Raw genomic sequence first — 13,618 nt, forward strand, 5'->3', positions numbered from 1 at the left:
GGGTCGCCCGGTGGCCGGCGTCGAGGCTCCGGGCGTCGTATACAGCGAGGTGGGAGGGCTACTGCGGCCCGGGGCCTGCGGGTGGTTCGTCGCGACGGGCCGGGGCCGCGTAGAGGGACGAGCGGCGAAAGTGGTAGATGATGGGACTTGCGTGATCTCGGGCTCATGGCGCTGAGCGGTGAGGGCGGATCGCTCGCGGGGCGCACCCGTCTGGCTTTCCGACCGGCCGGGCCACCCGCGAGCCGACCGAAGGCTTCCGGCCGGCCGGGCCGCCACCCGCGGGCCGACCGAAGGCCTTCCGGCCGGCCCGGCTGCTACCGGCGGACCGGCCGAAGGACGCCTCCTCCCGGCCGGCCGGGAGGGTGCCATCGGCGAGCGTCGCGGGGCGCGCCAGGTGACGCGAAGGCGACCCTGAGCGTCACAGAGCGATGCCAGGCGGTGCGAAGGCGACCGAGCGCCGGTGAGACCGGGTCAAGCGAGCCTGTCCGTTGTATACGATAAGTTCCCCTATGACTGATCTGACGCTGGGCGCGGCCCACCGGACCTTGCGCGACAAGGTCACCGGAGAGCTTCGCCGCCGCATTCTCTCCGGCGAGCTGGCTCAGGGTGAGCGACTGGTCGAGGACCGGCTGGCCGCCGCGCTCGGCGTCTCGCGCAACCCCGTACGCGAGTCCATCAGAGTCCTGGCCGCCGAGGGGTTCATCGAGGTCGTCCCCCGGCTCGGCGCCACGGTCGCGCGCCTGTCGGCCGAGGAGGGCGAGGAGCTCTTCGACGTGCGCATGGCGATCGAGGGCCTGGCCGCGCGGCTGGCCGCGCGCAAGCGCACGCCCGAGGCGGTGGCCCGGCTGCGGCAGGTGCTCGACCAGGCGAAAGAGGCGGTGGAGAGCGGCCGGCTGGAGCAGGTGGCGGACCTGAACACCGCTTTCCACCTGGCGGTGGGCGAGGCGGCGGGCAACTCGTACCTGGCGCTGATGATGACGCCGATGCTGCAGCGTGCGCAGTGGGTGTTCAGCCAGACGGCCGCGGTGCGCGGTCCGCACTCGTGGCAGGAGCACGTGAGCCTGTGCGAGGCCATCGAGGCGGGCGACGAGGACGAGGCGCAGGCCCGCGCGGTCGCCCACGTGGCGGCGGCTCGGCGGTCGTTCCTGGCGGCGGCGGGCCGCCGGCCGGGCCAGGACAACACGGCAAAGACCCCAAACGATTAGGAAACACTCAGATAACGACATAGGGTCCCGAAACACCGTTGAAACGTAAGACCTTGTATACAGTCTCCTAAACGTTCAACCGGAGGCCCCATGCGACCGTCACCCAAGGTCGTCGCGGCGCTCGTCACACTCCCCCTTGCCCTGACGGCCTGTGGTGGAGGCGGGACGAGCAGCACCCCCGCGGCACCGAGTTCCATAGCCAGCGCCTCGTCCGACGACCGGCCGGTCAAGGACGGCGGCACGCTCAACATCGCGCTGAACGCCGACCCCGACGCGCTGGACCCGAGCACCTCGACCACGCTGGTGGGCCGCGAGGTCTTCGCCAGCATGTGCGAGAAGCTCTACGACATCGACGCCTCGTCCGCGATCGTCCCGCAGCTCGCCGCGGCCCTGCCGGAGCTGTCGGACGGCGGCAAGGAAGTGACGATCAAGCTCCGCGAAGGCGTGAAGTTCAACGACGGCACGCCGTTCGACGCCGACGCCGTCAAGAAGTCGCTCGACCGCCACCGCACGTGGGAGAAGTCCGCGCGGCAGGCCGACCTGGCCGCGGTGTCGAAGGTGACGGTGGTCGACCCGACGACGATCAAGCTCACGCTGACGCAGGCGTTCACGCCGCTGACCGCGCAGCTGGCCGACCGCGCCGGCATGATCATGTCGCCGAAGGCGCTCGACTCCGAGGGCGACAACTTCGGCGCGAACCCGGTGTGCGTGGGCCCGTTCAAGTTCGCGAGCAGGACCTCGGGCAGCCAGATCGTGCTGGAGAAGTCGGCCGACTACTACGACGCCGACAAGGTCAAGCTCGACAAGCTCGTATACAAAATCATCGTCGACCCCAACGTGCGCGCCGCGAACCTCAAGTCCGGCGACGTGCAGGTGGCCGACCAGCTCGCCACCAACACGGTCAAGGGCGTGCAGGACGACCCCAACCTGAGCGTCGTCTCGGGCGGCGGCCTGGGCTACTACGGCTTCCAGATCAACATCGGCAACGTCAAGGGCTCGACCGCGAAGCCCGGCCCCGTGGACACGCCGCTGGGCAAGCACCCGCAGCTTCGCGAGGCGTTCGAGCTGGCGCTCGACCGGGACGCGATCAACAAGACCGTCTACAACGGGCTGCACGAGGTGGACTGCTACCCGGTGCCGGTCGACAGCCCGTACCGGCCGAAGGACCTGCCCGCCTGCCCCAAGCGTGACATCGCCAAGGCCAAGCAGCTCGTGCAGGACTCCGGCGTGCCGACGCCGATCCCGGTCACCATGGCCACCCCGAACGACGCCGTCAACCAGCGCCTCGCGCAGGTCATCCAGTCGATGACCAAGGAGGCCGGCTTCGACGTCAAGGTGCAGACGGCCGAGTTCGTCAGCGTGCTGGAGCAGGGCAAGGCCGGCACGTTCGACGTGCTGCTGAGCGGCTGGTCGGGCCGGGTGGACCCGGACGGCAACCTGACGAACCTGATCACCACACAGGGCAGCAACAACTACGCCGGCATGTCCGACCCGGGCATCGACGAGCCGATCAAGCAGGCGGCCGCCGAGACCGACCCGGCCAAGCGGGCCGAGCTCTACGGCGCCGCCATGAAGAAGGCCGCCGAGCTGCGGGGCGTGGTGTACCTGTACCACAACCTGTACTACCTGGGCATGCACAAGAGCGTCGCGGGCGTGGAGTACTTCAAGGACGGCCTGCCGCGCTTCCGCACCGCCGGGTTCGCCGCCTGATGCTGTGGTTCATCCTCCGTCGATGCGGTTCTGCCGTGATCGTGCTCTTCGTGTCGAGCGTGCTGATCTTCCTGGGGGTACGGGCGCTGCCCGGTGACCCGGCCACCGTCATGGCGGGCCAGGAGGCGTCGCCCGAGGCGATCGAGGCGATCCGGCACGAGTTCGGCCTGGACAAGCCGCTGCCCGCGCAGTACCTCGACTACCTGGGCCAGACGCTGAGCGGCAACTTCGGGCGTTCGACGCAGGACCAGCTCCCGGTGGCCGACATCCTGCTGGAGCGGCTGCCGGTCACGCTGGAGCTGTCGGTGCTGGCCATGCTGGTCGCGATCGTGATCGGCGTGGGCGCGGGCATCGTGGCGGCCGTGCGGCGCGGCAAGCTCGCCGACTACCTGGCCACGGCCTTCGGCCTGGCCGGGTTGTCGGTCCCGCACTTCTGGCTCGGCCTGCTCGGCATCCTGCTGTTCGCGGTGACCTGGCGGGTGCTGCCCGCCTCCGGGTACGTGCCCTTCACCGAGGACCCCGTGCAGAACCTGCAGCGCATGATCCTGCCCGCTCTCGTGCTCGGCGCGGGCTTCGCGGCGATCCTGATGCGGCAGACCCGCTCGGCCATGCTGGGCGCGCTGTCGGCCGACTACGTCAGGACCGCGCGGTCCAAGGGCCTGCCGGAGGCCAAGGTCGTCGGCGCGCACGCGCTGCGCAACAGCCTGACGACCGTGGTGACCGTGCTCGGCCTGCAGCTCGGCGCGCTGATCAGCGGTGCCGTGGTGACCGAGCAGATCTTCGTCATCCCGGGTTTCGGCAAGCTGACCGTGGACGCGGTGCTGACCAGGAACTACCCCGTCATCCAGGCGGTCGTGCTGGTCACGGTCGTCGGCTACGTGCTGGTCAACCTCCTGGTGGACATCGCCTACGCCTTCCTCAACCCGCGGATCCGGCTGTCGGGGGGCGGGCATGACTGAGGTGATGAGCCGCAGGCGGCTGTGGCGGCGGTTCCGCCGCAGGCCGATGCCGATGGCCGGACTCGTGCTGGTGGTCGCGTTCGTGCTGCTGGCGCTGATCGGGCCGCTGGTGACCGGCGACCCGGCCGCGCAGGACTACATGGCCACGCTGGCCCCGCCGTCGCCCGCACACCCCATGGGCACCGACGACCTGGGCCGCGACGCGTTCGCGAGGATCGCGCACGGCGCGCAGGTCTCGCTGCAGGCGGGCGTGCTGTCCACGCTGCTCGCGATGGCGGTCGGCATCCCGATCGGGCTGGTGGCCGGCTTCTACCGGCGCTGGCTGGACCCGATCGTGATGCGGCTGGTGGACGTGACGCTGGCCTTCCCGTTCCTGGTGTTCGCGGTGGGCCTGGCCGCCATCATCGGCCCGTCGCTCAAGGGCGTGGTGCTGGCGCTCGGCTTCTCCCAGCTCCCCGCCGTCATCCGGATCACCCGGGGCGAGGTGCTGGCGGTCAGGGAGATGGACTACGTGGCCGCGGCCGTCGCCGACGGCGCCGGAGACGGTCACATCATCTTCCGTTACGTGCTGCCGAACTGCCTCAGCCCGCTCATCGTGCAGGCCACGGTGGCGATCCCGGCCGCGATCATCGGCGAGGCGACGCTGTCGTTCCTCGGCCTGGGCGTGCAGCCGCCGACCCCGTCGTGGGGCGTGATGCTGACGACCGCGCAGCAGTACCTGAGCGACGCCCCCTGGCTGGCCATCTGGCCCGGCCTGATGATCGCCCTGGCCACGCTCGGCTTCAACCTGCTGGGCGACGGGCTGCGTGACGTACTGGACCCGAGGAGCGCCCGATGAGCCTGCTGGAGATCAGCGACCTGAGCGTGCACTTCGCCACCGAGGACGGGCTCGTCCAGGCGGTCAGGGACATCTCGCTCACCCTGGACGAGGGCGAGATCCTGGCGCTGTGCGGCGAGTCCGGCTGCGGCAAGTCGGTCACCGCGATGTCGATCCCCCGGCTGCTGCCGCCGGACACGACCCGGCTGAAGGGCTCGATCAAGCTGGACGGCCGCGAGCTGACCACGCTGCCCGAGCCGGAGATGCGCCGGGTGCGCGGCAAGACGGTCTCGGTCGTCTTCCAGGAGCCGATGACCTCGCTCAACCCGTCGTTCACCGTCGGCTACCAGATCACCGAGGTACTGCGGCGGCACGAGAAGCTGTCGCGGCAGGCCGCCGCCGCCCGCGCGGTCGAGCTGCTGGAGCTGGTCGGCATCCCGGCGCCGCAGCGGCGCATGAAGGAGTACCCGCACCAGCTCTCCGGCGGCATGCGGCAGCGCGTGATGATCGCGATCGCGGTGGCCTGCTCGCCGCGCGTGCTGATCGCCGACGAGCCGACCACGGCGCTCGACGTGACGATCCAGGCGGGCGTGCTCGACGTCTTCCGCGACCTGCGCGACCGCCTCGGCACCGCGATCATCCTCATCACGCACGACCTGGGCGTGGTGGCCGACATCGCCGACAGGGCGGTCGTCATGTACGCGGGCCGCGCCGTCGAGCAGGCCCCGGTGACCGAGCTGTTCGCCAACCCGCGGCATCCGTACACGCTGGGCCTGATGAAGGCCCTGCCGTCGGCCGCGGTCAACGGCCGGCTGGCGGAGATCCCCGGCATGGTGCCCTCGCCGCTGTCGGACCCCGACCAGTGCGCCTTCCACGACCGCTGCCCGCGCGTCCAGGAGGACTGCCGGCTGTCCAGGCCGCCGCTGACCCGCCAGGCCGAGGGCCACCTGGCGGCCTGCTACCACCCGGGAGGTGACCGGTGATCCTGCGCATCGACAACCTGGTCAAGCACTACGGCCCCGTACGCGCCGTGGACGGCCTGTCGCTGGAGATCGGCGAGGGCGAGGTGCTCGGCCTGGTCGGCGAGTCGGGCAGCGGCAAGTCCACGGTCGGCAAGTGCGTGCTGCGGCTGACCGAGCCCACGTCGGGGAAGATCGAGCTGGCCGGCACGGACATCACCCACCTGTCGCGGCGCGCCATGCGGCCGCTGCGCAGGGACGTCCACATGGTCTTCCAGGACCCGTTCTCCTCGCTCAACCCGCGCTTCACGATCGAGCAGATCGTCGCCGAGCCGCTGCTGCGGCACAAGGTGGGCGATCGGCGCGAGGTGGCGGCGCGGGTGGCCGCCATGCTGGAGAAGGTCGGCCTGCGGCAGGAGATGCGCAGGCGCTACCCGCACGAGCTGTCCGGCGGCCAGCGGCAGCGGGTGGGGCTGGCCAGGGCGCTCGTGCTGGAGCCGAAGCTGGTGGTGGCCGACGAGCCGGTCTCGGCGCTGGACGTGTCGGTGCAGGCGTCGGTGCTCAACCTCATCACCGACCTGCAGCGGGACATGAACTTCTCGTGCCTGTTCATCACCCATGACCTGTCGGTGGTGGAGTTCCTGGCCGACCGGATCGCCGTCATGTACCTCGGCAAGATCGTCGAGTCGGGGCCGACGAAGGAGATCTTCGCGCAGCCGCGGCATCCGTACACGCAGGCACTGCTGTCGGCGGCGCCGGTGGCCGACCCGGTCAAGCAGCGGCAGCGGCGCAGGATCGTGCTGGGCGGCGACGTGCCGAGCCCGGTCGATCCGCCGGCCGGGTGCCGCTTCCACACGCGCTGCCCGCTGGCGTACGACGAGTGCCGTACCACCGAACCCGTCCTGAACGACCCGCGCGGCAGCGGTCACCCCGCCGCCTGCCACCTGGTTACGGCGGATCGCGTCCCCGACGCCGCCGCCCCCCGATAAGAAGGAGAGAGTTCTTGTTCACCACCAGGCCCGAGCTGTCGGGCGACTTCGGCATGGTCGCCAGCACGCACTGGCTGGCCTCCGCCACCGGCATGAGCGTGCTGGAGCGCGGTGGCAACGCCTTCGACGCGGCGGTGGCCGCCGGTTTCGTGCTGCAGGTCGCCGAGCCGCACCTGAACGGCCCCGGCGGCGAGGTGCCGATCCTGCTGTGGAGCGAGGAGGAGCAGAAGGTGTCGGTCGTGTGCGGGCAGGGTGTGGCGCCCGCCGCGGCCACCATCGAGCGCTTCGCCGAGCTGGGCCTGGACGTCGTGCCCGGCACCGGGCTGCTCGCGGCCACGGTGCCCGGTGCGTTCGGCGGCTGGATGCTGATGCTGGAGCGCTGGGGCACGTGGGAGCTGGCGGACGTGCTGGCCCCGGCGATCCACTACGCCGAGAACGGCGTCCCGGTGCTGGAGCGCATCGCGGCCACGATCTCGTCGGTCGAGAGCCTGTTCAAGGAGGACTGGCACACCTCGGCGGCCACCTGGCTGCCCGGCGGGAACGTTCCCGCGCCGGGCACGAAGCTGGCCAACCCGGTGCTCGCGGCCACGTACCGGAGGCTGATCGCGGAGGCCGAGGCGGCGGCGAGCACCCGTGAGGGCCGCCTGGAGGCGGCCAGGAAGGCCTGGTACGAGGGCTTCGTCGCGGAGGCGATCGCCGAGTTCAGCGCGAAGACGGCCTGGCGCGACAGCTCGGGCGAGGTGCACGGCGGCCTGCTGACCGGCGACGACCTCGCGGGCTGGCGGGCGTCGGTGGAGGAGCCGCTGACCTTCGACTACCACGGCTACACCGTCGCCAAGACCGGCCCGTGGGGCCAGGGCCCGGTGTTCCTGCAGCAGCTCGCCCTGCTGGAGGGCACGGGGCTCGGTGACATGGACTTCCTCGGCCCCGACTACGTGCACACCGTGATCGAGGCCGCCAAGCTCGCCTTCGCCGACCGCGAGGCGTGGTACGGCGACACCGACGTGCCGATGGCCGACCTGCTGAGCCCGGCCTACAACGCCGAGCGGCGGGCGCTGATCGGCGCGCAGGCCAGCACGGAGCTGCGGCCCGGCTCCCCCGGCGGGCGCACGCCGAAGCTGCCGGCCTTCCCCGACCCCGGCACGTTCAGCAGCGCGCCCGGCGTGTCCGGCTCGCGCAGGCCACAGGGCGTGGGCGAGCCGACGGTCGCGCGCGACGGCACGGTCAAGGGCGACACCTGTCACGTGGACGTGGTGGACCGGTGGGGCAACATGGTCTCGGCCACGCCGAGCGGCGGCTGGCTGCAGAGCTCCCCCACGATCCCGCGGCTCGGCTTCTGCCTCGGCACGCGGGCGCAGATGTTCTGGCTGCAGGAGGGCGTGGCGACCGCGCTGCGGCCCGGGGCCCGGCCCCGCACGACGCTGTCGCCGTCGTTCGCGCTCAGGGACGGCAAGCCGTGGCTGGCGTTCGGCACCCCGGGCGGCGACCAGCAGGACCAGTGGAGCCTCAACTTCTTCCTGGCGGTCGTGCACGGCAGGCTGAACCTCCAGGAGGCCATCGACGCCCCCATGTTCCACAGCGAGCACTTCCCCAGCTCGTTCTTCCCGCGCGGCTCCCGCCCCGGCGTGATGCACGCCGAGGACCGGCTGGACGCGGCCGTCATCGCGGAGCTGCGGCGGCGCGGCCACGAGGTCGAGACGCAGGGCCCGTGGTCGCTCGGCCGGCTCAGCGCCGTGGCCCGTGACGGCGACCTGCTCAAGGCCGCCGCCAACCCGCGTGGCGCACAGGGCTACGCCGTCGGCCGATGACGCTTCACGACCTGCTCTTCCTGGCAGGGGCGGGCCTGCTGGCCGGCGTGGTCAACGCGCTGGCCGGCGGCGGCACGCTCGTGTCGTTCCCTGCGCTGCTCGCGCTGGGGTATCCGGGCCTGACCGCGACCGTGACCAACTCGGTCGCGCTCTGGCCCGGGTATCTGGGCGGCGTGCTCGGCTACCGCGCCGAACTGCGCGGCCAGCGCCGGCGTGCCGCGGTCCTGTCGGTGACGGCGGTGCTGGGGGCGTGCGGCGGCAGCGCGCTGCTGCTGCTCACGCCGGGCCGGCTGTTCGAGTCGCTGGTGCCGTGGCTGGTGGGCTTCGCCAGTCTCGGGCTGCTCGCCCAGCCGTGGCTGCGCAAGCATCTCGGCGGTGAGGAGGGCGGCAGGACCAGCCGCCTGGTCTACGCGGGGGTGTTCGTCGGCGGCCTGTACGGCGCCTACTTCAACGGCGGCATGGGCGTGGTGCTGCTGACCGTGCTCGGCATGTTCCTGCACGACGACCTGCACCGGGTCAACGCGGTGCGCGCCATGCTGTCGCTGGTGATCAGCTCGGTCTCGGTGATCGCGTTCTCGCTGTTCGGCCCCGTCCACTGGCCGGCGGTCGCGGTGATCGCGCCGGCCAGCCTCGCGGGCGGCTTCCTCGGCACCCGCGTGGCCAGACTCATGCCGCCGGCGGTGCTGCGCGGCGTGGTCGTCGTGTTCGGATTGGGCGTGGCCATCGCCCTGGCGGTGCGCTGACGGGTCAGGCGACGGTGGCCTCGATCAGGTCGTCCACCACTTCTTCCAGATCGTTGCCCCGCTCGTACGCCCTGCGCTGCCGCATCGCCCCCGAGCCCCTGCGCAGCAGCCGGTCGAGGCCCTCCTGGACGAACGTCAGGTCACCGGCCTCGGCCAGCGCCGCGCGCACGTGCTCGATGAGCCGCCCGGCCATCACCGCGGCCGGCACGAGCGAACCGTCGCGCACGTCGAGGATCTCGCCCTGCAGCCCGTAGCGCGCCGCCCGCCAGTACGCGGCGCGCAGCACCTCGCCGGGCACCGGCAGCCCCCGGTCGCCCTGCCTGACCGCGCCGAGCGCGGTGACCACGAGCGCCCGGATGAGCCCGATCAGGGTGAGGCTGTCGGACACGTCGAGCGGCACATCGGCCACCCTGATCTCCACGGTCGGCAGCCTGGGCGACGGCCGGGAGTCCCAGTAGACGGTCTTGGCGTCGAGCAGCGCCCCGGACCTCGCCAGAGCCTCCAGCGCGCCTTCGTACGCCCCGTAGGAGGGGAAGTACGGGGGCGCCCCCGAGACCGGCCAGCGCCCCCAGCTGATCACTCGCCAGGACGCGTAGCCGGTGTCGCGGCCCACGAAGAACGGCGAGTTGGCGGCCAGTGCGATGAGCGTCGGCAGCCACGGCCGCAGGTGGTTGCCGACGTAGACGGCGTGCTCCGGATCGGGCACGTCGACATGGACGTGCAGGGCGCAGATGCTGAGCTCGTCCTGCAGCCCCCGGTAAAGGACGCGACCCTGCAGGTAGCGGTCGTCGTCGGTGAGCGGCGGCGGCATCACGTTGCCCAGGACCGGGATGCCGCTGGCGACGACCGCAAGGCCGCATGAGCGGGCCGCGCCCGCCACTTCCTTGCGCGCGGCGCGCAGCCGCCAGCCGAGCTCGTTCAGGTCGGCGGACGGCGGCGTGCGCGCCTCCACCTGGAAACGGGTGATCTCTTGCACCACGTCGAGCATGTCCGTTGCGGCGGCTAAGACCTCGGCCGCCCGGGGTGCGACGTGGCGGGTGCGGGGATCGACGACGAGGTACTCCTCTTCGATCCCGATAAGCGGAATCATGCCCACACCTCGCTGGGAGTCCACATCTCCGTAGGAGTGTGCCCCCACCTCACCCACCGGAAAACCAGGGTTGTCAGGGCGTGAGCTCGACGGGGCCGTAGAGCGCGTGGGCGGCCTTGGTGGTCATCGCCCAGTAGCGGTCGCCGTACGACCAGTGCCACCACTCGGTGGGGTAGTTGACCAGGCCGGCCGCCTCGAGGGCGGCGGAGAGCAGCTTGCGGTGGGCGCGGGCGTCGTCGGAGATGTTGGGCGCGGCGGTGTAGCAGGCGCCCTCGCTCTGCTCGGGGTTGTCGTTGACCTGGGTGCCCATGTCGTACTCGGTGCCGTCGGGCGCGCACAGCGTGAGGTCCACGGCGGCGCCCGCGGTGTGCGGGGCGACCTCGACCGGGGAGACGTAGCGGCTGGCGGCGACGTACGACTCCTCGGGCGTCAGGCCGGTGAGCGTGGCGCGGTAGTCGTCGAAGATCTTGCGCTGGGTGGCGACGGGCCGGTAGCCCTCGACGATGAGCAGGTGGTAGCCGGCGGGCAGCAGGCTCTCGGCGTGTTCGAGCCGCTGCAGCACCCCGGCCCGCAGGTGGGCGTAGGCGCCCTGGTCATCGGCCAGGCGGTCGTCGACGCGGAGCCTGCCGCGTACGTCGACCAGGGGTTCGCCGTTCTCCTTGACCGGGATCGAGGTCACGCGGGAGTCGGAGATGAGTACGACATCGTTCGGGGACTGCCACATGTGCAGTGATTCTCACACAGTGTCGGAGAACACCTGCTCCCGGGCCTGCTCCAATGCCGCCACGAGGGCCCCGCGCAGCACCGGGTTCCCCGCCACCCGCGTGGTGACGACGGCCGGCGGGGTGGGGCACAGCCGCGCCACCGCCTCCTGCACCTTCGCCGCCAATCGTTCGCCGCCCGCCCTGCCGACGTCGCCGCTGAGCACGATGAGGCCGGGGTCGAGCACGACGCTGACGGCCGCCGCGCCGACGGCGATGCGGGCGGCGACCGCGTCGAGGAAGGGGTCGTTGCCGTTGCGCAGCAGGTCGGGCACGGTCTTGCCGGTGACGCCGTGCTCCTCGGCCAGCTCGCGCAGCGCGGCGTGGCCCACCAGCCGCTGGTAGGAGCCGGACTGCGGATCGGACACCTCGGCCGGCAGCGGCTCGCCGGGCACCGGCAGCCAGCCGATCTCGCCGGCCCCGCCGGTGCTGCCCCGGTGCAGGCGGCCGCCGAGCATGACGCCCATGCCCTGGCCGACGCCGGCCCAGATGACCACGAAGTCGTCGTGGCCGGCGGCGGCGCCGTAGTGGTGCTCGGCGAGCGCGACGAGGTTGACGTCGTTCTCGATGGTGACGGACGCGCCGAGCGTCTCGCGGAGGCTGGCCAGCACGCCGACGTGCCAGGAGGGCAGGTCGTACGACCAGCGCACGTCCCCGGTGGCCGGATCGACGACGCCTCTGCTGCCGATGACGAAGGAGCGCAGCCGCGACAGGTCGATCTCGGCCGCGTCGCAGGCGCGGCGCACGGCGGCGTGCACGGCCTTGACCGGGTCGCCGCCGTCGGCCGGGTCGAGGGTGATCTCGATCACCGTCCGGCCTGTGATGTCCGCCACACCGACGGTGAGGCTGTCGGGCAGCACTTCGAGGCCGGCGACGTACGCGCTGGAGGGGACGACGGCGTAGAGCGCGGCGTGCGGGCCCCTGCCGCCCGCCCGCTCCCCCGCCACCTCGACCAGGCCTCGTTCCTCCAGTCGAGCGAGGAGCTGACCTGCCGTTACCTTGGACAGGCCGGTCCGCTCGCCGAGCTCGGCACGGGTGAGCGGGCCTTCTCCGAGGAGCAGTTCGAGCGCCGCGCGGTCGTTCAGCCGGCGCAGCAACCGGGGTGTTCCCGGGTCCTTGCCCATCGGCGCCCTCTCTCCGTCACGATCGGCTAACAAGCGTTTCTTTTAAGAAAGTTTCTTGTTAGTTTAGCACCATCGTTCGGCATATGACGATCAGCCTGGTGCGGACCGTTGGCCAGCACCCGGGAAGGGAGAACCCTGTGAGGATCGCGAAGATCACAGCCGCGGCGGCCACCTCGGCCGCGCTGGCTTTGGGCCTGGCCGCCTGTGGCGGAAGTGAGGAGCCCACGACGTCCTCACCCAGCGCCGCCGCCTCGGGCCCCGCCTTCGCGGGCAAGACGTTGAGCGTGTGGCGCCTCGGCGACAGCAACCCCGCCGCGGCGAAGTACATGGAGGAGCTGAACGCCGAGTTCAAGGCCAAGACCGGTGCCGACGTCAAGCTCGAGTGGATCCCCTGGCCGCAGGTGGCCGACAAGTTCGCCGCCGCCGCCACCGGCACCGGCCCGGACGTGACCGAGATCGGCAACGACCAGGTCCCCATGTGGCAGAGCCAGGACGCCCTTGAGCCGGTCACCGACATCGCCCGCGAGGGCGACAGGGCCCAGATCCCGCAGAACCTCTACGGCTACGAGACGGTGGACGGCGAGATCTACGCCATCCCGTGGGGCGCCGGCGCCCGCGCGGTGCTCTATCGCAAGGACTGGTTCGACGAGCTCAAGATCGAGATCCCGAAGACCTGGGACGAGCTCGTCGCCGCCGCCAAGAAGATCCAGAAGGAGAAGGGCGACGGCGTGGACGGCTTCGCCTTCAACGGCGGCTCCGACGCCAACCACCTGCTGGCCGCGTTCGCCTGGTCCGAGGGCGGCGAGTACGCCGTCAAGGAGGGCGACAAGTGGGTCGGCAAGCTCACCGAGCCCGGCTTCGCCGCGGGCTTCGCCACCTACACCGGCCTCGTCACCGACGGCCTGTCCAGCAAGGCCAACCTGACGCTGAACACGGTGGACATCCGCAAGCGCTTCGCCAACAACAAGGTCGCGATGTACCTCACCGCCGCCTGGGACCTGCCCGGCATCGAGGAGGACTCCAAGGGCAAGCTGAAGGGCGACAAGCTCGGCTTCTTCCCGCTGCCGTCCAAGAAGGGCGGCCCGGCCCCGTCGTTCTTCGGCGGCAACGACCTCGCGGTCTGGGGCGGCACCCAGCAGGCCGAGCTGGCCAAGGAGTACGTCAAGCTGGCCACCAGCAAGACCTGGGCCGACCGCTACGCCAAGGAGGGCGGCCTGCTGCCGGTCTATCCCGACACCCTGGCCCAGCTGAAGGAGGACCCCGCGCAGGGCGCCTTCGCCGAGGCCTTCGCCAACGCCAGGGCGTTCCCCGCCGACCCCAACTGGTCGGAGGCCGACGCCACCAAGGCCGTACTGCAGAACGCGGCGCGCGACGTCATCGAAGGCAAGAAGGACGCCGCCACGGCCCTGGCCGACGCCAACAAGGAACTCGAAGAGATCCTGAACCAGTAACG

12 protein-coding genes are annotated in these 13,618 nt (G+C 71.4%); 9 read left to right on the forward strand and 3 right to left on the reverse strand.

What is annotated here, in order from left to right; all coding sequences use genetic code 11:
- Positions 1 to 509: 509 nt before the first annotated feature.
- The 8 genes from ACGFIM_RS12865 to ACGFIM_RS12900 all read left to right on the forward strand — a co-directional run bounded on the left by ACGFIM_RS12865 (position 510) and on the right by ACGFIM_RS12900 (position 9,190).
- Entirely contained in the window at positions 510 to 1,205 is a 696-nt protein-coding gene (locus ACGFIM_RS12865; RefSeq protein WP_393199119.1) for a GntR family transcriptional regulator, read from the forward strand.
- 90 nt (positions 1,206 to 1,295) lie between these two features.
- Complete coding sequence (locus ACGFIM_RS12870; protein ID WP_393199122.1) at positions 1,296 to 2,915, forward strand: ABC transporter substrate-binding protein; 1,620 nt, start codon at positions 1,296 to 1,298, stop codon at positions 2,913 to 2,915.
- Positions 2,915 to 3,874: an ABC transporter permease gene (locus ACGFIM_RS12875; protein WP_393199125.1), complete on the forward strand. Its 960-nt coding sequence runs from the start codon at positions 2,915 to 2,917 to the stop codon at positions 3,872 to 3,874. The genes ACGFIM_RS12870 and ACGFIM_RS12875 overlap by 1 nt, the downstream gene beginning before the upstream one ends.
- Positions 3,867 to 4,712, forward strand: a complete 846-nt coding sequence (locus ACGFIM_RS12880) for an ABC transporter permease (RefSeq protein WP_393199128.1) — start codon at positions 3,867 to 3,869, stop codon at positions 4,710 to 4,712. Before ACGFIM_RS12875 ends, ACGFIM_RS12880 begins: the two co-directional genes overlap by 8 nt.
- The gene (locus ACGFIM_RS12885; RefSeq protein ID WP_393199131.1) at positions 4,709 to 5,674 is read left to right on the forward strand and encodes an ABC transporter ATP-binding protein; all 966 of its coding nucleotides are present in this window, start codon (positions 4,709 to 4,711) and stop codon (positions 5,672 to 5,674) included. The genes ACGFIM_RS12880 and ACGFIM_RS12885 overlap by 4 nt, the downstream gene beginning before the upstream one ends.
- On the forward strand, positions 5,671 to 6,639 hold the full coding sequence (locus ACGFIM_RS12890; protein ID WP_393199134.1) for an ABC transporter ATP-binding protein: 969 nt from the start codon (positions 5,671 to 5,673) through the stop codon (positions 6,637 to 6,639). The genes ACGFIM_RS12885 and ACGFIM_RS12890 overlap by 4 nt, the downstream gene beginning before the upstream one ends.
- A gap of 53 nt (positions 6,640 to 6,692) precedes the next feature.
- Complete coding sequence (locus tag ACGFIM_RS12895) at positions 6,693 to 8,447, forward strand: gamma-glutamyltransferase family protein (protein WP_393199742.1); 1,755 nt, start codon at positions 6,693 to 6,695, stop codon at positions 8,445 to 8,447.
- On the forward strand, positions 8,444 to 9,190 hold the full coding sequence (locus ACGFIM_RS12900; RefSeq protein ID WP_393199137.1) for a sulfite exporter TauE/SafE family protein: 747 nt from the start codon (positions 8,444 to 8,446) through the stop codon (positions 9,188 to 9,190). The genes ACGFIM_RS12895 and ACGFIM_RS12900 overlap by 4 nt, the downstream gene beginning before the upstream one ends.
- 4 nt (positions 9,191 to 9,194) lie before the next feature.
- On the opposite strand, the gene ACGFIM_RS12905 is transcribed toward ACGFIM_RS12900, so the two are convergent.
- The 3 genes from ACGFIM_RS12905 to ACGFIM_RS12915 all read right to left on the reverse strand — a co-directional run bounded on the left by ACGFIM_RS12905 (position 9,195) and on the right by ACGFIM_RS12915 (position 12,165).
- Positions 9,195 to 10,280, reverse strand: a complete 1,086-nt coding sequence (locus ACGFIM_RS12905) for a glutamate--cysteine ligase (RefSeq protein WP_393199140.1) — start codon at positions 10,278 to 10,280, stop codon at positions 9,195 to 9,197.
- A gap of 73 nt (positions 10,281 to 10,353) precedes the next feature.
- Entirely contained in the window at positions 10,354 to 11,004 is a 651-nt protein-coding gene (locus ACGFIM_RS12910) for a M15 family metallopeptidase (protein ID WP_393199143.1), read from the reverse strand.
- Positions 11,005 to 11,016: 12 nt separating this feature from the next.
- On the reverse strand, positions 11,017 to 12,165 hold the full coding sequence (locus ACGFIM_RS12915; protein ID WP_393199146.1) for an ROK family protein: 1,149 nt from the start codon (positions 12,163 to 12,165) through the stop codon (positions 11,017 to 11,019).
- Between the two features lie 137 nt (positions 12,166 to 12,302).
- On the opposite strand from ACGFIM_RS12915, the gene ACGFIM_RS12920 reads away from it, so the two are divergent.
- Complete coding sequence (locus ACGFIM_RS12920; RefSeq protein WP_393199149.1) at positions 12,303 to 13,616, forward strand: sugar ABC transporter substrate-binding protein; 1,314 nt, start codon at positions 12,303 to 12,305, stop codon at positions 13,614 to 13,616.
- The last annotated feature ends 2 nt before the right edge of the window (positions 13,617 to 13,618 follow it).

The organism is Nonomuraea sp. NPDC049309, assembly GCF_043196965.1.
Taxonomy (GTDB): domain Bacteria; phylum Actinomycetota; class Actinomycetes; order Streptosporangiales; family Streptosporangiaceae; genus Nonomuraea; species Nonomuraea fastidiosa.